Raw genomic sequence first — 21,699 nt, 5'->3', positions numbered from 1 at the left:
TTCTTAGACCTGTTTCATGAAAAAACCTATTGAAAATACCAATATGTTTTTAACACTCGAGCACCTTTTAAAGTTTGAGTGGCTAAATACCGTTTTAAATTTTAAAGTAGGAAGTCAGAAATCCAATAGTATTTTATCTGGACGTTACAGTTCAAAACTACGAGGAAGGGGTTTAGATTTTGAAGAGTCCAGACCTTATGTAAGAGGCGATGATATTAGAAATATCGATTGGAATGTTACCGCCAAAACAGGAAAAACCCATACCAAGGTTTTTACCGAAGAGAAAGAAAAACCTGCGTTTATATTTGTAGATCAATCGGCAACCATGGGATTTGGTTCTACACTTAAAACTAAAGCGGTTGTAGCAGGAGAATTAGCTGCAATTATAGGCTATAAAATTTTAAAAGGAGGCGATAGAATAGGAGGCATGGTCTTTAAGGGAAAAGATTACGACCTTATAACGCCCAAACGTGACCGAAGAAATATTTTACAATTTTTCCAGAAAATTGTCGATGCCAATAAAACCATTTATCAGCATGAAAATTTTGATTTTTCCGATGCTTTAAATCAGATGGCAGGCAAACTTCGGAACATTATTACACATGACTATTTAGTTGTTATTATTAGCGATTTTTATCGGTATAACCCGCAAACCATAAAATATTTAAGTGAAATTTCAGAGCATAACGATGTGATTTTAGTTAAAATTGAGGACCCCATGGAATCCAAATTACCAATGGAAAAAATGACCTTGAGCAATATTTTCCATCAGCTTCAGATAAATGGAAAAAATAAAAAGGTTATTTCAAAACTAGCATCAGATTATGAAGATAATTACCAGGAGTTTAAGGCTTCGGTAGAAAAATATAATATCACACTTTTTAAAATTAACACGGTCGATAAATTAGAAGACCAATTGGTTCAATTATTCACCAGATATAAATCCCGTTAAATTTGAGTTTTTATTTAGCACATATCGCTTTAATTCAAGATCCGGAAGTTGCTCCATTAGAATTGGGGAACATCATGGAACCAGATCCTATTGCTTTTTCTTTTAATACCATAGGTTGGAAAGTAGTATTTGTTATTTTAGGCGTACTGATTCTTTACGGTATTTATAGACTTTATTTAAAATACAAGCACAATCAATACAGACGCGATGCTGTTGCTGAAATAAAGACTTTAAAGCAAGATCCTAAACTTCCGGAAATGCTGTTTATTACCAAATGTGTTTTTATTTTAAAACGTACAGCTTTACAGTCTTATCAACGTGAAAAAGTGGCTTCTTTAGAAGGCGATGCCTGGTTGGAATTTTTAGATGCTGAGGTTAGAGGTAGTCATTTTAAAACCTATAAGGAAGACATTGCTAATGCTGTATATAAAGAAACTTTTAATAATACGAATTTTAATAAAGAAGCATTTTTTCAAATGTCACTAAAATGGATTAAACATCATGCCTGATAATTTTCAATTTGCATATCCATTAGTGGCACTTTTAATTCCGTTGCCACTCATAATTTATTGGTTGTTACCACCTATAAAAAACAGAAGTACTGCCCTAAAATTTCCTTATTTTCATCGGGCTGCAGAAGTCACCAATCAAAAACCAAAGAGAGCATCCTATATAAAAAAAAGAAATTGGTTTAGTTGGATTCTTATGTATACAATCTGGCTATTGTTGCTCATAGCTTTAGCTTCCCCAGAATTAGTAGGCAAACCAGAAAAAAAGATTAAAACAGCGAGGAATTTTTTAATAGTAGCCGATATTAGTTTTAGTATGGCTAATACCGATTGGGTTTTGGATGGTAAACGCGTCACGCGCTGGGCGGCCGTAAAGGACATCATGCACGAATTTATTGGAAATCGAAAAAGTGATAGAATGGGCTTGGTTTTCTTCGGAAGTAACGCTTATATACAAGCGCCTTTTACGTCCGATTTAAAAACCATTCAAACCATGCTGGATGAAGCCGATGTTGGCATGGCTGGACAAATGACCAACATTGGAAAAGCCATAGTTAAAGGGATGGACTTGTTTCAAAGAGATACTATCCAAAGCAAAGTCATGTTACTTTTAACCGATGGTGTGGATAGTGGAGAAGCTATTTTACCTTTAGATGCAGCTAATCTGGCTAAAAAAGATTCGACCGTAATTTATACTATTGGAATAGGTGATCCAGGAAGTTCATCTTCTGATTTAGATGAACGCACGCTACAGGAAATTTCAGAGATGACTGGGGGAAAATACTTTAGAGCAAAAGACACCAAAGGGTTAGAAAATATTTATACCGAATTAGATACTCTAGAACCTATAGAATATGAAGAAGAGAGCTTTATACCCAAAACCTTATTATACTACATTCCGTTGGGAGCAGCTTTGGCTTTAGCGGCTTTTATTGTTTTGATGAATAATTTAATCTTACTGTTTAAACGTTTTAGGCGAGATTGATGATAGAGCAATTAAAACATATCGATTGGGAGAAATTCCATTTTTTAAGACCAGAATATATGTGGTTGGCTATTCCTTTGGCTATTATCTTACTTTTGGGTGTCTTGGTGTATTCAGAAAAATCAAGTTGGAAAAAACATATTGCAAAACACTTAAGGCCCTATGTTATTCAGAAAGGAACGTCTTGGAAATCAAGAATGATTCATTTATCCTTGTTTTTACTATTTGGAATTGCTTTTATAGGTTTTTTAGGTCCTACCTGGGAAGAAGTAAAACAACCTACAAAAAAGTTGGAATCGCAGCTAGTTATTGCTTTAGACTTATCTCAAAGTATGATGGCTACAGATGTGTCTCCAACCCGTTTGGAACGTGCTAAATTTAAAATACAGGATTTTCTAGAGGCCAATCCCAGAGCAGAAACAGCACTTCAGGTGTTTGCAGCTTCTACCCATACGGTAGTGCCATTTACAACCGATTATAAAATTATTTTAGATCATTTAGACGGTTTAAAACCTAGTATGATGCCCAAACGAGGCACAGGCTTCGATAATCTGTTTACAAATTTGGACAGTCTATTTGTGGATAATCAAGCTGAAGGTAAAATCCTCTTATTTACGGACGACTTAGAGGGTTTGGAAACTCAGAAAGTCAGTGCTTTTATGCAGCAGAACAATGGAATTCCTACTAATTTTGTGACATTTTTTTTAAGCCACTTTATTAGTTTTCCCTCTTAATTTAATTTCCATTTCTAGAGGGGAAATATACCCTAGAGATGAATGTAGTCTTTCATTATTATACCAATTTATATAATCTTCTACAGAACTATGCAATTGGGAGTAAGTGGTGTATTTAAAACGGTATAACCATTCATTTTTAATTGTTTTAAAAAAGCTCTCAGCCACAGCATTGTCCCAGCAATTTCCTTTTCTACTCATGCTCTGGACAACTTTTTTGTTGAAAGAAAAGAGGTTAACCATTTTATTACATGCATATTGTACTCCACGATCCGAATGAAAAATAAGCCCAGGACTAATAGTTCTGCTTGATCTAGCGTGAAGCCATGCTTTGATAATCGTATTTTCGGTGGTCATATCCTCACTTAATGACCAACCTATGACTTTCCTATCAGCCAAATCTATTATTGTCGTTAAGTAGTTCCAATCATTGTTAACTCTAATGTATGTTATGTCAGAGACCCATTTCTGCCCAAGTTTCGAGCTATCAAACTCCCTATTTAGCTTGTTTTCTGAAATCCCAAATGAATGATTGGAGTCCGTTGTTATTTTGTGCCTTCTTCTTAAAACACTCTTCAAACCCATTTCTTTCATTAATATGGCTATATATGAACGACTATAGAAAAGCTTTTCTCTCTCCAGCGCTTTTTGAATTCTATAACTACCATAGATTTGTCTGCTTTTATTAAAAATCAAGCGTATGTGTTCTTTCAATAGAACACGAGATGCTTTCTCAAGAATCTGATCTTTTGTTTTTTCCCAATTATAATAAGCGTTTCTACTAACTTCCATGCATTTACACATCCTCTCGACTGTATAGTTATCAATGTTATTTGAAATAAATTGATACCTTACCTGTCGTTCTTGGAGAAGATGCTTACTGCCTTTTTTAATATATCGCGTTCCATGGTTATTTCTCGAAGCTCCTTTTTCAAGGCCTTCAATTCTATTTCTTCTTGAGACAACTCCTTTTTCTTAGTAAAGTCACCTGATTTAGCTTCGTATTCTCTTCTCCATCGCCTAACCATACTGTCATTTAGATCGTACTCAGTACATACCTCTTTAATTGGTCTACCTGATTTTACTAATTCTACGATTAGAACCTTAAAATCGTTTTCATGTTTTCTTGCCATATGTTAAATTTAATCATTTAGGGCTTAATTAAGTTGTCACAACAAATATAGACACTCCAACAATGTGGTTTTAAACGTGTATCCTATGGCAACCATGTCTGGCGGAACGATCCCTTCATTTTACAACCATAAAATTCCCTTAAAAAATAAAGGAAAGGTTGTTAGTTCACAACGTAATCAAGCCGTAGCAGACAATTTAAAAAGTATTGAAAACGTACATGTTTTAGATATGTCTTTAGACAATAGCGACGTGAGATTATTAGCTGAAGATATTAGCAAACATCTGGTTTTTGAAGAAAAACCTAAAGACGATGAAGAGAATTGGCAAGACAATGGCTTCTGGCTTATTATTCCGGTTTTAATATTATTTGCTTTCAGTTTTAGAAAAGGCTGGGCTATTTATAGTGTATTGTTTTTGATAAGTTTTTCCTCATGTACCAAAGCTTCTGATGATGAGGTAACAGATAAGACTAGTTTTAAAGATTTATGGTACACAAAAGGGTATCAAGGACAACAAGCTTTTGATGCAGGCGATTATGCGTCTGCAGCCAAATTATATGAAGACCCGTTGCATCAAGGTGTATCCTATTTTAAACAAGGTGATTATTTGAGTGCCAAAACTGCTTTCGAAAAAGACAGTTCTAATGTGGGTTTATATAATTTAGGATTGACCTATGCCAAATTGGGGAACCTTGAAAAGTCTCAAGAGGTTTTTGAATCTTTGGTAGAGAGAGACCCGAATTTTGAAGAGGCTCAAAATAATTTAAATGAGATAAAGCAAGCTATCTCCAGTATGGAAAGCTCTATGCCTGAGGATGCGCAATTAAATGAAGAAAAACCCAATGCTAAGAACGAGAAGAATACATCTCAGGAAGACTTAAGTGGTGGAGGGCAGGAAGCCACCAAAAAGGATATGGAGAAAAAACGTTTGGAAGAAGAAACCACAACTGATAAACGCAAAGGAAAAGAATTAGATGAATTACCAGACGATTTTAAAGCTGGAGAAGGAGGCGTTCCAAAAAACGTATTAATGCGAAAAGTCGATGATGATCCCGCTTTGTTTTTAACAAAAAAGTTTAAATATCAGATAAAGAAAAAACAGGTAGAAGCAGAAAAAACACCTAACGAATGGTAGGCAAATTAAAATATATCGTTTTTGTGATGTTTGCTATAAGTGTTCAAACTTATGGGCAACAACTTATTAGTTATGTTTCGCTAAACCACGATACCGCTTATATAGGTCAACCCGTACAGATGACAGTTTCGGTATATTCTAATACTTGGTTTACCACAGGGATTGATGTTGGAAATATTCAGGTGGAAGGTGCTTTAACCGTTTATTTTCGTTCGGTTTCTAATTCGAGAACCTTTAGTGGGAAACAATTTTCGGGAGTAGATTTTATTTATAATGTATTTCCAACTAGGGCAGGGAAGATTACTGTTCCTGAACTGACTATTCATGTAGAATCTCCTAAACCTGGAGGTTATAAAGGCATTAAACATACCATACATACCAAGCCAAAATCTATTCAAGTTAATGATGTACCAGTAGGTTATGATCCAAATAATTGGTTGGTGTCCAGTTCGCTTAATATTACTGAAAGATGGAATACCTCTCTTAAAAATGTTAAGGTTGGAGATGTTTTACAAAGAACTATTACCCGTTCTGCAGCTGGAACACTTTCAGAATTTATTCCAGCCGTTACATGGGATTCTGTGCCAGGAGTAAGTATTTATAATACCCGACCTAAAACCAATACCCATAAGTCTAAAACAGCAGTTTCTGCTAGTCGGGTGGAAATGGCTAATTACCTTTTTGAAAAAGAAGGCGAAGTGGTATTACCAAAAATTGAATTTGTGTATTGGAATTATTATAACAAACGCTTTTATAAAAAAACAATTGATTCCACAGTTATACAAGTAGCGCCAAACGCAGATTTGGAAATGTTAGCCAGTATTAAAAAACAATTAGAAGCAGAAACAACAGAGCCAGAAGTAGCTGAAGATAAACCATTTTTAATTTTAGGGATGACGCCTAAACGGTTTTTGCTGCTGGTTATTTTTGGATTGCTTGCAATTTATGTACTGATTAAATTATTGAAATGGTTTATCCCGTTTAGTAAAAAGAAGTATCAAGCTTATTTGCATTCAGAAAAATATTTATTTACCAAGGTAACACGTGCTTTAAGACAAAAAAATGCGCGAGGATTTTTAGAACAGCTTACAAAATGGATGTTGCATTTAGATCTCGAGGAGCAGAGTTTTGATTATTTTTTAAAGACCTACGGCACCGAAGATTTAAAAAGGGAATACAGTCAGCTAATGGCAAATTTATTTCAAAATGAAAGACCAGCATTAAGTAATTCTAGTGCGCTTTTATCTGCCTTAAAAGCTTCCAGGAAACAGTACTTTGAAACCTTGGAAGAAAAAAGTAAGGCAAAATTAGATACGGATTGGTTAAACCCAACAGGTTAAAAACAAAAAACGACTAAATTTATTTTAGTCGTTTTTTATATTGGCTGTTTTAAATATTATTTCTTAAGTTTAACAGGGTAAGACTTCATGAGTTTAGCTATTTTTCTTGGTGTAGATTTTTTTCTTTTTTTAGGTTTTTCGTTTACTTCGGAAGTTATAACGCCTTGCCATATAAGATTTTTGTTGTTGGTGTCGTACATATCTACCACGAAAGTGCCTTCTAAGTAATCGCTATTGTTATAGGTAGTTGAAGCTGCACCCATTCCCATTCCGGCTCCCATTCCCCAGCCCCATCGACCTCTGTAGCCCATACCTCCATTAAAAGTGGTATAAGCAGTTGTGCTGGTTTTTTTGTTTACTACAATATAAAGCGTTATTGCTGCATCGGCATCACTTTCAACTAGGGTAACACCTCGTTTTGAGAATTCTGAAGTCAAGGCATCTGTAATCCTTTTTTTATCGAAATCGGTTAATTTTTTATCGCTGTCTTCTTGCCATCCTTTAAAAGAAATGGTTTTATATTTAGAAAAATCCGTGTTTTTGTCGTAATCGCTTTTAACTTGTGCATGAGCATTTGCAGTAAACATAAGGGTAGCAAATAGAATGCTAAGGGTTTTAAATAGTGTTTTCATAATTTCTTTTTTAATTATAATATAATTCGTTTTTAGTAAACGTTACATTAAAAGTACGAAATAATGAATTTTAAATTAGTAATTATTTTGCGTTTTTTATGTAGTTAAGTAATACGCACATATTTTAAGACTTAGGTATTAATATAGTTAAAACAAATTCTGACCATTTTGAGCTTTTATAATTAGAAGGGTTTTTTAAATTATATTTCATTTTAGATTAAAATAAATTTAGGAAACAAAAAGAACTGTTTTGAGAGTAATAGTTCTTTGAATACATACAATTTTACTTCATAAACAGTAAATTAATGCCATTCAGAACTTGAAAAACAGGTTGCACACCTTCTACATAGATAGAATATTGTGGTTCGCTGTTTATAATAAAATCGACATTAGATTTTGTGCTTATTTAAAAATTAATATGTCTCCTAACAATTTTTGTGCTGTGCTGCATATCTCTAAAGATGGACTTAAAAAGAAACGCTATAGACTAAGAAAAAAACTGGCTATTAAGAAAGGGGTTGGTTTAGAGGCGTATATTACTTCTTTATAAAACCTTATTAAAGATTTGGGTAATTTACCACTCATTGATTCTATTAGAATCCAGTTTTATAAAGATAAAGAGCAGAATAGTAAAACCCCATAGTCCAGAGCCACCATAACTAAAGAAGGGTAGTGGAATGCCTATAGTAGGAATTAAGCCCATAACCATGCCTATATTAATTAAAAAATGAAAGAATAGAATGGAGGCCACACTATAGCCATAAACCCTACTAAATTGTGATTTTTGTAACTCGGCTAGATGTAAGATCCGTAATAATAATAATACAAAAAGTATGACTACAAAGGTCGTTCCGGCAAATCCCCATTCTTCTCCAACTGTACTAAAAATATAATCTGTATGTTGTTCTGGAACGAATTTACCTGTTGTTCTTGTACCTTGTAAGAAGCCTTTTCCTGTTAAACCTCCAGAGCTAATAGCTTTTTCAGACTCGTAGAGATTGTATAAAATATCCCGGCGCATTTCAGCAATTTTAGCAGGGTCTTTTTCTATGCGTAACCAAAGACTAATTCTATCTTTTTGATGGGCTTGAAGAATATTATCATACAGAAATTCTACACCTGAGCTTAAAATTACACAAGCTAATATGGCAAATACAGTTTTTATAATAGCTGGTTTTTTACGCCGTGTGAAGTGATAGGTTAGAATAACAAGGCTTATAACAATACTTGTTGAAATATCATCAAATTTCAAAGAACTTATAGATATTGAAGCTAGTAAAACCCCTATAATTAAATATATTTTAGGTAAGCCCTCTCTGTAGAACACAAAGAAGAATGCTGCGTAAACCAATGCACTTCCAGTATCGTTTTGAAGTACGACCAAAACGGCAGGAATAGCAATAATTATTAAAGCTTTAACCTGATCTTTAAAGTATTTTAAATCGGTATTTAAATCGCTTAAAAACTTAGCTAGAGCTAATGCAGTAGCTGCTTTTGCAAATTCACTGGGCTGTAAAGTCATTCCTCCAATTCCGTACCAGGCTGTTGCTCCATTTACATTTTTTCCAAAAAAGAATAATCCCACCATGGATAGCATGGAGACTATGTAGATAACGCTAGAAAAGCGTTCGTAAAATTTAGATTCAATAGATAAAATAAGGATAATTAAACCAAAGGTTAAGAGAATAAATACAGACTGTTTACCGTAGGGCTGATTTAAATTAAAGTAATCAAAACTCTCACCAACATGAGAAGCCGATAATATATTTAGCCAGCCAAAACCTACCAAAAGTAAAAAGAGGATGATGGTAAGCCAGTCGAATTGAAAATATTTATTAGTATCTCTATACATTATCTATTTATGGTAAATGGTTTGCCAGAATATGGTTTAGCATACTCATCTTCTAAGCTTTTTTCTAATACAAGTTTTTCCATTTGTTTTAACGTAACTTCTCCTTTGATATACTTTTCTATCATTAAACTTGCTATTCTTCCAGCCCAACGCGAACCGTAATATCCATTTTCTACAAACACGGCTATAGCAATTGTAGGATTATCTTTTGGAGCAAAAGCAACAAAAATGGAATGATCTGTTAATTGGGTTCTTTTACCATCAATTATTGTAAAGTTTTCTGACGTTCCTGTTTTACCACAAATTTCAATATCTGGAACTTGTAAAAATCTTGCGGTTCCATGTTCGTATACATCATATAGTCCTTCAATAATAGGCTCGAAATGTCTAGGTTCTATAGTTGTATGGTTTTTGGTGGTATATTTTTTACTTATAGTATCTCCTTTTATGTCTTTTATAATATGAGGCGTGTAGTAGTAACCTCTATTGGCAATTGCAGCTGTTACATTTGCTAATTGAATAGGTGTAACTAAAACTTCACCTTGACCAATAGAATTAGAAATAATGGTTGTAGAGCCCCATTTAAAATCTGGATACCATTTATCATAATAGTCCGCATCTGGAATATTTCCTTTTTTCCCGATGGGTAAATCGTAGCCAAGGAAATTTCCTAAGCCAAAGCTTTTCATATGATCACTCCATACATTTACACCCTTGCGAGCGTCTGGATATTTATCGATACTTTTTCTAAAAGCATTTGCAAAATAAGAGTTACAAGACTTTGCTATTCCTAACACTAAATCGCGTCTTCCACCACCACAATGACAACCCATAGTTCCTCTTCTTCCATAGTGATAAACACCACTACAGGTAATGGTTGTTTCTGGCGATATGGCATTTTCTTGAAGCGCTTCTAAAGCTACAAGTACCTTAAATGGCGAGCCTGGTTCGTGCATGCGTAGCAAACCTCTATCTATTAACGGGCGACTTAAAGTATCGTTGTATAATTTCGTAAAATTTCTAGATCGTTTTCTTCCTACCAATAAATTGGGGTTATAGGTAGGAGCGGAGATTAAACTTAAAATTTCTCCTGTGGCAGGTTCTATGGCAACAATACCTCCACGTTTATTTTGCATCAGTTTTTCGCCGTATTCCTGAAGTTTAGAGTCAATAGAAATGGTAATATCTTTTCCCTGCTGTGGAATTGTATCGTAGATACCGTCTTTATAAGGACCCAGGTCTCTGTTAAAGCGGTCTTTCTGAATAAATTTAATTCCTTTTACACCTCTTAATTCTTCTTCGTAAGAGAGTTCAACTCCTTGCTTTCCCACTAAATCACCCATATTGTAGTATGGGTTGTTTTCTATTTGGTAGGGTGTAGCTTCGGCAATATACCCCAAAACATTGGCGCCAACTCCAGTTTGATAATCACGTAAGGAACGTTTTTGAATATAAAAACCTTCGTATTTTCTCATTTTTTCTTGAAGTACAGCGTAATCTTCCTTGGAAAGTTGAGCTACAAATACTGATGGTAATCTAGGGGAATAATGATAGGCCCTTTTGTAAATTTTTTTAAATTGTTCCTTATCTATTTTTAAAAGCGTACAAAACTCTAAAGTATCTAATGGTTTTACTTCACGAGGAATAACCATCACATCGTAAGAAGGCTGATTGGAAACCAAAAGCGTTCCATTTCTATCGTAAACAAACCCACGTTTAGGGTAGTCGTAAACCTTTCTAATGGCATTATCGTCGTACAAACTATGCTCTTCAGAATTATAAACCTGTAGATAGAAGAGTCTGCCTATAAAACTAAGGCCAACAAGAATAATTATTATAAAAAGTAAAAATTGTCGCATTACTTTCTCCTGTTAAAGATAATGGTTGTTAGAATACAAAGTATAATAGTAAATATACTAGAGAATAACGTGTTTTTAAGGATTAAAATTATCTCGTAGAAGTTAAATATTTCTAATGAAAACAGCACAAAATGATGAACCACCGTTAATATGGTAATATAGGTGAGTTTTGACCCAAATTCTACATTGCTAAACTTCATAGTTTGATGATCGTAAACTGCACCAAAAGAGAATTTTAGGATAAAGGGTCTTATATATGCAATGGTAACAGAAGCTGCAGCATGAACTCCTCCGGAATCTAAAAACATATCTATAGTTAAGCCTAATAAAAAACTTAAGAATAGAAATATTATTCGATTATTTTTTAAAGGAAATAATAGAATAAATAAAATGTATAGATATGGATTGATATAGCCTAAAAAATTAATATGGCTCAACACCAGCACTTGAAGTAAGGCAAGGATAATAAATCTAAAGCTATGTGTTAAAACTATACTATTCATGCGGATTGTTTAATAGAGCGTTGATTTCTTCCACATCTTTATTCTCAATTATATACACATGTTCTAAACTTGTCATATCTGTAAATAAACGCACTTGCATGGTATAATAGTTTTCTGAAGCATCTAGATGATAGCTTTCTACAGTACCAACAGGAATATTTTTAGGAAAAATAGCCGAACGTCCAGAAGTAATAATGGTATCTCCTTTTTGTATAGGTGCAATTTTTTGAATTTCGGTTAATTGTACAATATGTGGCGATTTTCCATTCCATATTAAAGAACCAAAATGATTAGATTTTTTTAATTGAGCACTAATTCTACTTGTAGTATTTAAAATAGAAATTACAGTTGCGTATTTTTTACTGGTATTATCTACTATGCCTACAATTCCTTTTGAAGAAATTACACCAAAATCTTGTTGAATACTGTCTCTTTTTCCCTTGTTAAGTAAAAGCATATTATTACTTAACGAATAGCTGTTTTTTATAACTATAGCAGGTGAGAATTTATATGAAATTCCCGAATACGTACTATCCGTAAAAGTTGTTTGAAGAGAATCTTTCTGATTAAACAAAACAGATCTTAATTGATTGTTTTCTTCTTGAAGCAATTCGTTTTGAGCTCTTAGATGAATATACTCATTAACGTTATTTACAGAACTATAAATACCTCCTGATAAAGAATTGGCCGAATTTATAAATTTACTTTTATGATACGAATGCGATTGAATAGTAAAAACAAAAGCAATTGAAAACAACAATAAGTAAAACAAAAAACTTTTGTTTCTTATGATGAAGTTTATTATTTGCTGCATGTGTTAGGCTATTTTATCAAGATGCTTTTGTATTTAGGTAAGTTTTTTAGAGTAATTCCTGTACCACGAACAACAGCACGTAATGGATCTTCTGCAATATATACAGGCAAATCTGTTTTTTGAGATAAACGCTTGTCTAAACCTCTTAACATAGAACCACCACCAGCTAAATAAATACCAGTATTATAAATGTCTGCTGCTAATTCAGGAGGAGTTTGTGATAAGGTTTCCATAACAGCATCTTCAATACGTAGAATAGATTTATCTAAAGCTTTTGCTATTTCTCGATAAGAGATGTTTACTTGTTTAGGTTTTCCAGTTAATAGATCACGACCTTGAACACTCATGTCTTCTGGTGGAAGTTCTAAATCTTCAGTAGCTGCTCCAATTTGAATTTTTATTTTTTCGGCAGTACGTTCTCCAACATATAAGTTATGTTGTGTACGCATATAATAGATAATATCGTTTGTAAAAACATCGCCGGCAATTTTAACAGATTTATCGCAAACAATACCACCTAAAGCTAAAACTGCAATTTCGGTAGTACCACCACCAATATCTACAATCATGTTACCTTTTGGTTGCATAATATCAACGCCAATACCAATAGCAGCAGCCATTGGTTCATGAATTAAATAAACCTCTTTTCCATTAACACGTTCGGCACTTTCCTTTACGGCACGCATTTCTACCTCTGTAATTCCAGATGGAATACAAATAACCATACGTAAAGCCGGAGTAAAGAATTTCTTTTTTAATGCAGGAATGTTTTTAATAAACATACTTATCATTTGCTCACTGGCATCAAAGTCTGCAATTACCCCATCCTTTAATGGTCTAATAGTTTTTATGTTTTCGTGGGTTTTTCCTTGCATCATGCTGGCTTCTTTACCAACAGCAATTATTTTACCAGAAACTCTATCTCGTGCTACTATAGAAGGGTTGTCTACTACCACTTTATCGTTATGTATAATAAGCGTGTTTGCAGTTCCTAAATCTATGGCAATTTCTTCCGTTAGGAAATCAAAAAATCCCATGTGCTTTAATCGTTTATTTGAGGGTTGTTAATCAAATCTTGTAAATGTAATAAAAGTTATGCAATAATTAACTTCGGTTTTCTTTTTGAAACTTGTTTTTTCGATGAGATGCTTATATTTAAATAAGTTGACCTCAGTTTATGGATAAAATATTAAGTTTCCTAAGGTATTTACTTTATAAGACTTTCACTTGAAATCCTCACTTAGGTGAGAAATTTAGTGTTTAAAATGTCTTGTTCCAGTAAATACCATAGCCAGGTTGTTTTCGTTACAATAATCAATACTCAATTGGTCTTTAATAGAACCACCTGGTTGAATAATTGCCGAAATACCCGCTTTATCTGCAATCTCTACACAGTCTGGAAAAGGAAAAAACGCATCGCTCGCCATTACAGCTCCTTTTAAATTGAAATTAAAAGACAAGGCTTTGTGTATGGATTGGTTTAAAGCGTCTACACGACTGGTTTGTCCGGTTCCACTGGCACATAATTGCTTGTTTTTTACTAAAACAATTGTGTTCGATTTTGTATGCTTACAAATTTTTGAAGCAAATATTAAGTCATCTAACTCGTTTTCTGTTGGTTTATTGTTAGTAGCATAAGATAAATCTGAAAGCTTATCTGTGATATTATCTTTGTCTTGAACTAAAATTCCGTTTAAGCATGTTCTAACAGAAGTTTTGGCTACTTCAACATCTTTTAAAACTAATAGAATACGATTCTTTTTACCTTTTAGTAATTCTTCTGCTTCTTTTGAAAATGCGGGTGCAATTACTACTTCACAAAATAAATTATGAATCTCTTGAGCCGTTGCTAAATCTATTTCGGTATTACTTATTAAAACTCCTCCAAAAGCAGAAACAGGGTCTCCAGCTAAAGCATCTAAATACGCTTGATGTATGGTGTCTCTTTGAGCAAAACCACAGGCGTTATTATGTTTTAAAATAGCAAAAGTTGGTGCTTCTCCTTTAAATTCGTTCATTAAATTAACGGCAGCATCTACATCCAATAGATTGTTATAGCTTAATTCCTTTCCGTGAAGTTTAGTGAAAATTTCATCGAAGTCTCCAAAGAAAAATCCTTTTTGATGTGGGTTTTCTCCATAACGTAACACTTGACCTTGAGTTTCGCTAATTTTTAAAGTGGTTAGTTTTTGATTTTTATTGAAGTAATTAAAAATAGCAGAATCGTAATGTGAAGATATATTAAACGCTTTCGCTGCAAAGGTTTTTCTATCGTTTTCAGAAGTTTCTCCGTTCTTAGTTTTAAGTAATTCTAAAAATTCGCTATAATCATCCACTGAAGATACACAAATAACATCGGCATAATTTTTAGCTGCTGCACGAATTAATGAAATGCCACCAATATCAATTTTTTCAATTATATCTTGATTGTCAGCTCCGGAAGCAACGGTTTTTTCAAAAGGATATAAATCTACAATCACGACATCAATTTGCGGAATTTCAAAATCTATAAGTTCTTTTGCATCACTTTCGTTGTTTTGTCTGTTTAAAATTCCACCAAATACTTTTGGGTGTAAAGTTTTTACACGTCCGCCAAGAATAGATGGGTAAGACGTAACATCTTCTACAGGAACTACCGGAATGCCTAAATCTTTAATAAATTTCTCTGTTCCTCCTGTTGAGTAGATTGTTACGTTTTGTTCGTGTAATTGTTTTACAATAGGTTCTAATCCGTCTTTACTGAAAACAGAAATTAAAGCCGATTTAATGGTTTTGTTGTTGCTCATTTTAGTTGTGTTGTGTGCATGGACATTCTTTGGAAAATTGATTTTTCTAAATCTGAGAATGCAAGTTGTTTTTAATGCGTACAAAAGTAGGGATTTCAATCAAAAAAAACCTAGATATAAGAGCTAAAAACAACAGTTTTTTCAACTTAAATAAAAAGTTATCAACAACTATAGAATGGTTGCAACTTTCTCACATACAAATTCTAATAGTCGTTCGTCTTCTTCGCTAAATGGATCTGGGGTATTCGAGTCTATATCTATCTGTCCAATATTTTCTCCATGAACAAAAATAGGAACTACAATCTCCGCTTTTACTGTTATACTACATGCAATATAATTATCTTGTGCGGCCACATCAGGAACTACAAAATTCTTGTTGCTTAGCGCTACTTGTCCGCAAATACCTTTCCCAAATGGGATAATGGTATGGTCTGTAGGTTCTCCAACATACGGTCCTAATTTTAATTCGTTTTTATCCCCATTTTTAAAATAAAAGCCCACCCAATTGTAATGTGGAATGTTCTTTTCTAGAAGTTCGCAAATGTTTTTTAAACGTTCATCAACCGATTTTTCTGTTAGAGAAATTATGGTTTCTATTTGTGGTTTTAAAGATGTAAAATTCATTGTTTAAAAATTTTTAGCAAAAGTATTTAAAAAGGCAGCAAAATCCTTTCTAATTTGTATAAGTTTAACGCTGGAATCAAACTCGTTTTTTTTGAAGGAACTCATTTTAAAATATAGAACAGTTATCAAATTTATTTTGACCTTTATTTTGGTTTATACTGTTTTGACTTTTTCGTATAAATTGTATTTGCAATTTGGTTCTAGCGGGACTTATTATCCAGATTATATGACAAATTTGGTGGGCAAACAAAGTAAAGAATTGTTAGAAGCTTTGGGGTATAATGCGCAGGTATTACCGCACCCAAAAGAAGATTCTATGAAGCTAATAATTAATAATAAATATGTTGCTCGGGTTATTGAAGGCTGTAACTCGGTAAGCGTTATTATTCTATTTACGTCTTTTATTATTGCCTTTGCTGGTAAGTTTAAAACTACGTTTTTCTATATTTTGGCAGGAAGTGTTTTAATATATATTGCTAATTTAGTTCGAGTAGTTATTCTAGCGGTAGGCTTGTATCATTATCCATGGAGAAAAGATATTTTACATACGGTTATTTTTCCCGCCATTATTTACGGAATGGTTTGTTTGCTTTGGCTGTTTTGGGTGAATAGGTTTTCTAATAGCGCGAAAAAGAATGAATAAGTTATTTAAGTACATATCATTTTTTGTTTTAGTTTGTTTATTAGTGCTAATCAGGGTTTTTGAAGAACAACTTTTCTACGATCCATATTTGACATTCTTTAAAAACGATTATTTATATATAGATTCCCCAAGACGGGAAGTGTTTAAATTAGCAGCCTATACAACGCTGCGTTATGTGTTAAATACCGTAATTTCTTTAGCCATCTTATTCGTACTGTTTAAAGATAAGAGTATTATTAAATTTTCAGTCCTTATTTATACCGTGGCTTATGTCGTGTTTATGTCCTTATTTCTCTATTTTGTAATAAACCCGAAACAAGAAGATTACTACCTGTTTTTTAATTCACGTAGATTTTTAATTCAGCCATTAATTGCTTTGCTGCTTATTCCTGCTTTTTATTACCACAAACAGCGTTTGTAGTGTTAATTAAATAGGCTCGTAATTTTTAAGTTTATTTTGAACAAGTGTTAAACCTGGTTTAAACTTCATATTTTCAATTGCTTTTTTTGTAGATTTGTCACTTATAAATAAAATGATAAAAGCCATTTTACATAAAATTCTATCATCAGCTTTAGCTTGCTTGGTGTTGTTTTCAACCATGTCTTTTACGGTTGAAAAACACTATTGTGGCGAAAATTTAATTGATGTTGCCATCTTTAGCAATGCCAGTAATTGTGGGATGGATATGGAAGCTATAACAGATAATTATAAAGAAAAAATATCTTGTTGTAAAGACGAAGTTGAGGTTCTAAAAGGACAAGACCAACTTAAAAAGGCTTCTTTTGAAGACTTGCAATTCGAGCAACAATTATTTCTTAGTACTTTTGTCTATTCTTATTTAAATCTTTTTGAAGGGTTAGCAGAACAGATTATCCCTTTTAAACATTATACTCCCCCTAAACTGATTGCCAATATACATCTGCGCGATCAGGTATTTATAATTTGATACATAGATTGTTTTTATTCTCTCGAGCTTTTCTGACTACAGATGGCAAGAGAATTTCTGACGATTTTCGTGACGGTTTTCGTCCTTGCGGAAATGTAAAATAATTTTTCATCAAATATAAATTTAATAATGACAAGTAAATATCACGTTGCAGGTGTTACCTGTAATAATTATAAAGAAGCAGTTATAGACAATTTCCTGAAGTTAAATAAACATTTTAAGACCGAATTAGGTTCATATACTATTCCAAAAACTAGGCTTATTGCAAACATCATCATGTTAACGGTAGCGATTAATACTGTTCAGTTATGAGAAAAATAGCCATATTATTAGCTTTTCTTCCTGTTTTATCTTTTTCTCAAGATAAAATTAAAGGAATGATTATGGAAGTAAACGAAGCAAATAAACATATTCCTGTAACAGGAGCTAACGTATATTGGTTAGATACAACTGTTGGAACCGTAACCGATTTTGATGGAAAATTCACCATTCCATATAAACCCGATTATAAAAAACTGGTTATTAGTTTTGTTGGATATAAAACGGATACAATAACTGTAAAAAACACCGATCATATTCATCATTTACTAGAACCTACCAGCAGTTTGGACGAGGTAGTTGTAAAATCCAGAAAGCAAACAACAGCTAAATCTTATTTATCGTCTCAGAACGTGATGAATATAAGTAGTGATGAGCTTTTAAAAGCAGCCTGCTGTAATCTTTCAGAGAGTTTTGAAACCAATCCATCTATAGACGTCAATTTTGCAGATGCTGTTTCTGGTACCAAACAAATTAAAATGTTAGGTTTAACAAGTCCGTATATTTTAATAACTACAGAAAACATTCCATCCATCCGTGGAGCTTCTCAGGCTTATGGGTTGAGTTTTATTCCTGGGACCTGGGTAGAAAGTATCCAAATTACTAAAGGTGGTGGGAGTGTTGTAAATGGTTACGAAAGTATTGCCGGACAAATTAATGCTGAATTGGTAAAGCCAAAAACGGATAGTCCGCTGTTTGTAAATGTCTATGCAGGCAGCAATGAAAGACTGGAACTAAATACACATTTAAATACCAAAGTTTCGGATAAATGGGATACAGGTTTGTACATTCATGGAAATACCCACAATAAAAAACACGATGTAAATAAGGATGGTTTTATGGATATGCCTATCTATAATCAGATTAATTTAATGAATCGTTGGCAATACACCAACCCAGAAAAAGGCCTGGTAAGTTTTATTAATGTGAAATACCTCAATGATGGGAAACAAACTGGACAACTAGATTTCGATCCAGACACCGATAAACTTACTACCAATGCATGGGGAAGTGAAATAGATACTCAGCGTTTTGAAGCAGCAGCTAAATTGGGCTACGTAAATACAAATATTCCTTATCAAAGTATGGGTTTACAGGCTGCTTTTAGTTGGCATGAGCAAGAATCCTATTTTGGATTAAATGTTTATGATATTGTCCACAATAGTTTGTATGCAAATGCTGTGTATAATACAATTATTAGCGATTCTAGACATAAGGTTAAAACCGGATTGAGTTATTCCTACGATCATTATAACGAATTGGTAAACACCACGGAATACGGGCGAACTGAGTCTTCACTTGGTGGTTTTTTTGAATATAATTACGATAATTTAGATAAACTAAATGTTACAGCAGGCGTGAGAGTAGATTATCACAATTTATTCGGTGTTTTTGTAACGCCAAGAGTACATGCCCGTTATACTCCTTGGGAGAAATCGGCTTTAAAAGCATCTGTTGGAAGAGGAAAACGCAGTGCTAATATTTTTACAGAAAACCAAAATATGTTTGCAACGTCCAGAGTTATAAATATTTTGAATTCTGGAGGAGATATTTATGGACTTGATCCAGAAATAGCATGGAATTATGGAATCTCTTTCTTACAAGGCTTTAATCTGTTTGGTAAAAAAGCAGATGTGGCTGTAGATTTTTATAGAACCGATTTTCAAAATCAAGTGGTGGTAGATTATGAAAATCCGCAAGCTGTTAATTTTTATAATTTAGAAGGAGATAGTTATGCAAATAGCTTTCAATTTGAATTTAATTATAATGTATTTACGCATTTCGATGTACGAATGGCTTATAAATTCTACGATGTAAAAACCGAATATATGTCTGGAAAATTAGAAAACCCGTTAACCCCTCAACATCGTTTGTTTGCAAATGCTTCTTACCAAACGCATGTTAAATCCAATGGAGCTAACTGGAAGTTTGATGCCACTTATAATTGGTTGAGCAAACAACGTTATTCCTCAACTTTAACGAATCCTATAGAATACCAGGTGGCAGAATATTCGCCAACAGTTGGAACACTAAATGCTCAAATAACAAAAGTGTTTTCTCCTAAATTTGAAATATATTTTGGAGGAGAAAATATTACAGATGTTAGACAAGAAAACCCTATTTTAGCAGCAGATGATCCTTTTGGTTCATATTTTGATACTACTTTTGTGTACGGACCAGTATTTGGAAGTACGTATTATGCAGGATTAAGATTTAAAATTCAATAATTAAACAAGAACAACCTAAATTAAATATTATGAAAAAACTAGGAATATTATTAGTCATGCTTATTGGCATGACAGCTTTTTCGCAAGACAAAAACGCAAGAGCCACCATGGAAGTAGATGGAGTTTGCAACATGTGTAAAGAGCGAATTGAAAAAGCTTGTATTAAAACTAAAGGTGTGAAATCGGCTGTGTGGAATGTTAGTACGCACGAGTTAAGTTTAATTTATGACGAACGTAAAACCGATTTAAAAACTATTGAAAACAATATTGCAGCTGTAGGACACGATACTAAAAATGTAGTAGCAACAGAAGAGGCATATAACAGTGTGCACGACTGCTGTAAGTATCGTGATGAAACAGTGGTAGATGATCATAAAGACGACTAGGCTTTTTAATAGGACTTATTATCCTATATTAACTCAATTAGATTGCTGATTAATAAAGGATTAAATTGTAAAAAAAGTTGAACAATATTAATATTGTTCAACTTTTTTTATTAGTATTAGTTTTAAAAGGCATGCGTTATAGATTAAAAATAAATTTAGCCCTGGTGTATTTAATATGATTATAAATATAATATGAAGCCATCCAGACACTCAATGTTTTCTTTCTCTAGGATTATTTTTGTTATAAAAAGATTAGATTTGTGGGAAACTAAAACCAAATCTAAATGAAAAACGTAAAAATACTTCTACTATTTTTAGTACTTCTTGTAGTTAGTTGTCAAAATGATGATATAAAAGGAGAGGTAGAAACTAGAGAGTTTGTCCCTACCGATGTACTAGTTGGAATTAGGAGCGGAGCAGGTATTAATCAAATATTCAACTTTATCAATGAGTTTGAACACACTGTTGAGAATTTGAATTCTATAACATTTACTTCAGATTTGCCTGCTACTAATTTACAATACGTTTTGGATTACCTCAATGATAAACCATACACTAACGACGGAGAAGATTGGTTTGTTACTGGTTATTTACACTATCAAACAAATCAAATTTCTGTATTTCCCAGGCTCTTTGAAATTAATAATACACAATATCAGGAAGATTGGCTTTCAACAATGATATTACTAAAATTAAAAAAGAAATATGATGCTGGACTAAGCGGAGGGATAATACATTTTAATGTCCCAGAAGGAGAAGAATTAGAATGGAAGAAAACTTTTGAATCTTATGATATTGTGGACTGGGCTGAGTTAAATTATATAGGAGGCGCACAACCTGCAACAAACTAAAACAATAGTGCTATATTTTAATTCTCTAATTAACTTTTTAATCTTAACGGTATTCTATCTGCCTGTGTTAGTTAATTATGAATTAGGGTTAGACCTTGGCATTATTTCTAGCTAAAACCTTGTTAGCAGTTTTTACAGAAATTTTCGAGTTTTTAAATTGTTTTTTAGTTTTGAGAATTGACGCTAAAATGCGTAACTTAGAAACACTTAAAAAAATTAAACAATATGGATAGAAAATTAATTTATTCGGGAAATTCTCAAGTTATAGTGTCGGGAATTAAAAATGCACTAGATGAGGCAGGAATTACTTATTTTGAAATAAATAAATCAGATTCCTCTTACCCTGGAATTCTTGGGGAAATTGATGTTTTTGTGAATACAGCCGACGCGCATAAAGCAAAAGCTCTTTTAAAAGACATGTTAGAATAATTTTTCTTTTTTTAATAAGAATTAATAGATATAAAAAAA

The 21,699-nt window shown here is 33.0% G+C and carries 25 protein-coding genes; 15 read left to right on the top strand and 10 right to left on the bottom strand.

Annotated features, from left to right (window positions below):
- The first annotated feature begins 16 nt into the window (after positions 1 to 16).
- Genes OS188_RS01640 through OS188_RS01625 form a run of 4 tightly spaced genes read left to right on the top strand, consistent with a single transcriptional unit; the run spans position 17 to position 3,180 of the window.
- Positions 17 to 952, top strand: a complete 936-nt coding sequence (locus OS188_RS01640; protein ID WP_267147071.1) for a DUF58 domain-containing protein — start codon at positions 17 to 19, stop codon at positions 950 to 952.
- A 2-nt stretch (positions 953 to 954) separates the two neighbouring features.
- Entirely contained in the window at positions 955 to 1,461 is a 507-nt protein-coding gene (locus OS188_RS01635) for a DUF4381 domain-containing protein (protein WP_267147070.1), read from the top strand.
- Positions 1,454 to 2,446 (top strand): VWA domain-containing protein, encoded by a 993-nt coding sequence (locus OS188_RS01630; RefSeq protein WP_267147069.1) that lies wholly within the window; start codon positions 1,454 to 1,456, stop codon positions 2,444 to 2,446. Before OS188_RS01635 ends, OS188_RS01630 begins: the two co-directional genes overlap by 8 nt.
- Complete coding sequence (locus OS188_RS01625; protein WP_267147068.1) at positions 2,446 to 3,180, top strand: VWA domain-containing protein; 735 nt, start codon at positions 2,446 to 2,448, stop codon at positions 3,178 to 3,180. Before OS188_RS01630 ends, OS188_RS01625 begins: the two co-directional genes overlap by 1 nt.
- Here OS188_RS01625 and OS188_RS01620 read toward each other — a convergent pair.
- Both OS188_RS01620 and OS188_RS01615 read right to left on the bottom strand, forming a co-directional pair.
- Positions 3,151 to 4,074: an IS3 family transposase gene (locus tag OS188_RS01620; RefSeq protein ID WP_267147261.1), complete on the bottom strand. Its 924-nt coding sequence runs from the start codon at positions 4,072 to 4,074 to the stop codon at positions 3,151 to 3,153. The genes OS188_RS01625 and OS188_RS01620 overlap by 30 nt on opposite strands.
- Positions 4,032 to 4,313: a transposase gene (locus tag OS188_RS01615; protein WP_241836877.1), complete on the bottom strand. Its 282-nt coding sequence runs from the start codon at positions 4,311 to 4,313 to the stop codon at positions 4,032 to 4,034. The genes OS188_RS01620 and OS188_RS01615 overlap by 43 nt, the downstream gene beginning before the upstream one ends.
- An 85-nt stretch (positions 4,314 to 4,398) precedes the next feature.
- On the opposite strand from OS188_RS01615, the gene OS188_RS01610 reads away from it, so the two are divergent.
- Together OS188_RS01610 and OS188_RS01605 are read left to right on the top strand one after the other, a co-directional pair.
- Positions 4,399 to 5,448: a tetratricopeptide repeat protein gene (locus tag OS188_RS01610; protein ID WP_267147067.1), complete on the top strand. Its 1,050-nt coding sequence runs from the start codon at positions 4,399 to 4,401 to the stop codon at positions 5,446 to 5,448.
- The gene (locus OS188_RS01605) at positions 5,442 to 6,788 is read left to right on the top strand and encodes a BatD family protein (RefSeq protein ID WP_267147066.1); all 1,347 of its coding nucleotides are present in this window, start codon (positions 5,442 to 5,444) and stop codon (positions 6,786 to 6,788) included. Before OS188_RS01610 ends, OS188_RS01605 begins: the two co-directional genes overlap by 7 nt.
- Before the next feature lie 56 nt (positions 6,789 to 6,844).
- Here OS188_RS01605 and OS188_RS01600 read toward each other — a convergent pair whose 3' ends face one another.
- The gene (locus OS188_RS01600; RefSeq protein WP_267147065.1) at positions 6,845 to 7,420 is read right to left on the bottom strand and encodes a DUF4136 domain-containing protein; all 576 of its coding nucleotides are present in this window, start codon (positions 7,418 to 7,420) and stop codon (positions 6,845 to 6,847) included.
- A gap of 418 nt (positions 7,421 to 7,838) precedes the next feature.
- On the opposite strand from OS188_RS01600, the gene OS188_RS01595 reads away from it, so the two are divergent.
- Positions 7,839 to 7,970: a hypothetical protein gene (locus OS188_RS01595; RefSeq protein WP_267147064.1), complete on the top strand. Its 132-nt coding sequence runs from the start codon at positions 7,839 to 7,841 to the stop codon at positions 7,968 to 7,970.
- Positions 7,971 to 7,994: 24 nt separating this feature from the next.
- On the opposite strand, the gene rodA is transcribed toward OS188_RS01595, so the two are convergent.
- The 7 genes from rodA to OS188_RS01560 all read right to left on the bottom strand — a co-directional run bounded on the left by rodA (position 7,995) and on the right by OS188_RS01560 (position 15,858).
- The gene (gene rodA, locus OS188_RS01590) at positions 7,995 to 9,272 is read right to left on the bottom strand and encodes a rod shape-determining protein RodA (protein ID WP_267147063.1); all 1,278 of its coding nucleotides are present in this window, start codon (positions 9,270 to 9,272) and stop codon (positions 7,995 to 7,997) included.
- Positions 9,272 to 11,131, bottom strand: coding sequence for a penicillin-binding protein 2 (gene mrdA / locus OS188_RS01585; RefSeq protein WP_267147062.1), 1,860 nt, complete (start codon positions 11,129 to 11,131; stop codon positions 9,272 to 9,274). Before mrdA ends, rodA begins: the two co-directional genes overlap by 1 nt.
- Positions 11,131 to 11,634 (bottom strand): rod shape-determining protein MreD, encoded by a 504-nt coding sequence (locus OS188_RS01580; RefSeq protein ID WP_267147061.1) that lies wholly within the window; start codon positions 11,632 to 11,634, stop codon positions 11,131 to 11,133. Before OS188_RS01580 ends, mrdA begins: the two co-directional genes overlap by 1 nt.
- Entirely contained in the window at positions 11,627 to 12,448 is an 822-nt protein-coding gene (gene mreC, locus OS188_RS01575) for a rod shape-determining protein MreC (protein ID WP_267147060.1), read from the bottom strand. The genes OS188_RS01580 and mreC overlap by 8 nt, the downstream gene beginning before the upstream one ends.
- An 8-nt stretch (positions 12,449 to 12,456) precedes the next feature.
- Positions 12,457 to 13,485, bottom strand: a complete 1,029-nt coding sequence (locus OS188_RS01570; protein ID WP_267147059.1) for a rod shape-determining protein — start codon at positions 13,483 to 13,485, stop codon at positions 12,457 to 12,459.
- 216 nt (positions 13,486 to 13,701) lie between these two features.
- Positions 13,702 to 15,234, bottom strand: a complete 1,533-nt coding sequence (gene purH, locus OS188_RS01565; protein WP_267147058.1) for a bifunctional phosphoribosylaminoimidazolecarboxamide formyltransferase/IMP cyclohydrolase — start codon at positions 15,232 to 15,234, stop codon at positions 13,702 to 13,704.
- A 168-nt stretch (positions 15,235 to 15,402) separates the two neighbouring features.
- Positions 15,403 to 15,858 (bottom strand): XrtF-associated fRMsr-like GAF protein, encoded by a 456-nt coding sequence (locus tag OS188_RS01560; protein ID WP_267147057.1) that lies wholly within the window; start codon positions 15,856 to 15,858, stop codon positions 15,403 to 15,405.
- 91 nt (positions 15,859 to 15,949) lie between these two features.
- Here OS188_RS01560 and xrtF point away from each other — a divergent pair, with 91 nt between their 5' ends.
- The 8 genes from xrtF to OS188_RS01520 all read left to right on the top strand — a co-directional run bounded on the left by xrtF (position 15,950) and on the right by OS188_RS01520 (position 21,660).
- Positions 15,950 to 16,501: an exosortase family protein XrtF gene (gene xrtF, locus OS188_RS01555; RefSeq protein WP_267147056.1), complete on the top strand. Its 552-nt coding sequence runs from the start codon at positions 15,950 to 15,952 to the stop codon at positions 16,499 to 16,501.
- Positions 16,494 to 16,922 carry an exosortase F system-associated membrane protein gene (locus OS188_RS01550; RefSeq protein WP_267147055.1) on the top strand — a complete coding sequence of 143 codons (429 nt, stop codon included), beginning with the start codon at positions 16,494 to 16,496 and terminating at the stop codon, positions 16,920 to 16,922. The genes xrtF and OS188_RS01550 overlap by 8 nt, the downstream gene beginning before the upstream one ends.
- Before the next feature lie 112 nt (positions 16,923 to 17,034).
- Positions 17,035 to 17,448, top strand: a complete 414-nt coding sequence (locus OS188_RS01545) for an HYC_CC_PP family protein (protein ID WP_267147054.1) — start codon at positions 17,035 to 17,037, stop codon at positions 17,446 to 17,448.
- A 129-nt stretch (positions 17,449 to 17,577) separates the two neighbouring features.
- Positions 17,578 to 17,760, top strand: a complete 183-nt coding sequence (locus OS188_RS01540; protein ID WP_267147053.1) for a hypothetical protein — start codon at positions 17,578 to 17,580, stop codon at positions 17,758 to 17,760.
- Entirely contained in the window at positions 17,757 to 19,994 is a 2,238-nt protein-coding gene (locus OS188_RS01535) for a TonB-dependent receptor (protein ID WP_267147052.1), read from the top strand. The genes OS188_RS01540 and OS188_RS01535 overlap by 4 nt, the downstream gene beginning before the upstream one ends.
- 29 nt (positions 19,995 to 20,023) lie before the next feature.
- Entirely contained in the window at positions 20,024 to 20,380 is a 357-nt protein-coding gene (locus OS188_RS01530; protein ID WP_267147051.1) for a heavy-metal-associated domain-containing protein, read from the top strand.
- A 284-nt stretch (positions 20,381 to 20,664) separates the two neighbouring features.
- The gene (locus OS188_RS01525) at positions 20,665 to 21,231 is read left to right on the top strand and encodes a hypothetical protein (protein ID WP_267147050.1); all 567 of its coding nucleotides are present in this window, start codon (positions 20,665 to 20,667) and stop codon (positions 21,229 to 21,231) included.
- Positions 21,232 to 21,456: 225 nt separating this feature from the next.
- Positions 21,457 to 21,660 carry a putative signal transducing protein gene (locus OS188_RS01520; RefSeq protein ID WP_267147049.1) on the top strand — a complete coding sequence of 68 codons (204 nt, stop codon included), beginning with the start codon at positions 21,457 to 21,459 and terminating at the stop codon, positions 21,658 to 21,660.
- Positions 21,661 to 21,699: the final 39 nt, after the last annotated feature.

Source organism: Xanthomarina sp. F1114 (genome assembly GCF_026410255.1).
GTDB lineage: Bacteria > Bacteroidota > Bacteroidia > Flavobacteriales > Flavobacteriaceae > Xanthomarina.
Note: the sequence above shows the minus strand (reverse complement) of the source record. Positions and strands in the feature narration are given on the sequence as shown.

What these genes read in the sequence shown, in the direction of transcription:
- OS188_RS01640 (WP_267147071.1), top strand. Translation starts at nt 17, where the DNA reads ATGAAAAAACCTATTGAAAATACCAATATGTTTTTAACACTCGAGCAC.
- OS188_RS01630 (WP_267147069.1), top strand. Translation starts at nt 1,454, where the DNA reads ATGCCTGATAATTTTCAATTTGCATATCCATTAGTGGCACTTTTAATT.
- OS188_RS01625 (WP_267147068.1), top strand. Translation starts at nt 2,446, where the DNA reads ATGATAGAGCAATTAAAACATATCGATTGGGAGAAATTCCATTTTTTA.
- OS188_RS01615 (WP_241836877.1), bottom strand. Translation starts at nt 4,313, where the DNA reads ATGGCAAGAAAACATGAAAACGATTTTAAGGTTCTAATCGTAGAATTA.
- OS188_RS01610 (WP_267147067.1), top strand. Translation starts at nt 4,399, where the DNA reads ATGGCAACCATGTCTGGCGGAACGATCCCTTCATTTTACAACCATAAA.
- OS188_RS01605 (WP_267147066.1), top strand. Translation starts at nt 5,442, where the DNA reads ATGGTAGGCAAATTAAAATATATCGTTTTTGTGATGTTTGCTATAAGT.
- OS188_RS01600 (WP_267147065.1), bottom strand. Translation starts at nt 7,420, where the DNA reads ATGAAAACACTATTTAAAACCCTTAGCATTCTATTTGCTACCCTTATG.
- OS188_RS01595 (WP_267147064.1), top strand. Translation starts at nt 7,839, where the DNA reads ATGTCTCCTAACAATTTTTGTGCTGTGCTGCATATCTCTAAAGATGGA.
- rodA (WP_267147063.1), bottom strand. Translation starts at nt 9,272, where the DNA reads ATGTATAGAGATACTAATAAATATTTTCAATTCGACTGGCTTACCATC.
- mrdA (WP_267147062.1), bottom strand. Translation starts at nt 11,131, where the DNA reads ATGCGACAATTTTTACTTTTTATAATAATTATTCTTGTTGGCCTTAGT.
- OS188_RS01580 (WP_267147061.1), bottom strand. Translation starts at nt 11,634, where the DNA reads ATGAATAGTATAGTTTTAACACATAGCTTTAGATTTATTATCCTTGCC.
- mreC (WP_267147060.1), bottom strand. Translation starts at nt 12,448, where the DNA reads ATGCAGCAAATAATAAACTTCATCATAAGAAACAAAAGTTTTTTGTTT.
- OS188_RS01570 (WP_267147059.1), bottom strand. Translation starts at nt 13,485, where the DNA reads ATGGGATTTTTTGATTTCCTAACGGAAGAAATTGCCATAGATTTAGGA.
- purH (WP_267147058.1), bottom strand. Translation starts at nt 15,234, where the DNA reads ATGAGCAACAACAAAACCATTAAATCGGCTTTAATTTCTGTTTTCAGT.
- OS188_RS01560 (WP_267147057.1), bottom strand. Translation starts at nt 15,858, where the DNA reads ATGAATTTTACATCTTTAAAACCACAAATAGAAACCATAATTTCTCTA.
- OS188_RS01550 (WP_267147055.1), top strand. Translation starts at nt 16,494, where the DNA reads ATGAATAAGTTATTTAAGTACATATCATTTTTTGTTTTAGTTTGTTTA.
- OS188_RS01545 (WP_267147054.1), top strand. Translation starts at nt 17,035, where the DNA reads ATGATAAAAGCCATTTTACATAAAATTCTATCATCAGCTTTAGCTTGC.
- OS188_RS01540 (WP_267147053.1), top strand. Translation starts at nt 17,578, where the DNA reads ATGACAAGTAAATATCACGTTGCAGGTGTTACCTGTAATAATTATAAA.
- OS188_RS01535 (WP_267147052.1), top strand. Translation starts at nt 17,757, where the DNA reads ATGAGAAAAATAGCCATATTATTAGCTTTTCTTCCTGTTTTATCTTTT.
- OS188_RS01530 (WP_267147051.1), top strand. Translation starts at nt 20,024, where the DNA reads ATGAAAAAACTAGGAATATTATTAGTCATGCTTATTGGCATGACAGCT.
- OS188_RS01525 (WP_267147050.1), top strand. Translation starts at nt 20,665, where the DNA reads ATGAAAAACGTAAAAATACTTCTACTATTTTTAGTACTTCTTGTAGTT.
- OS188_RS01520 (WP_267147049.1), top strand. Translation starts at nt 21,457, where the DNA reads ATGGATAGAAAATTAATTTATTCGGGAAATTCTCAAGTTATAGTGTCG.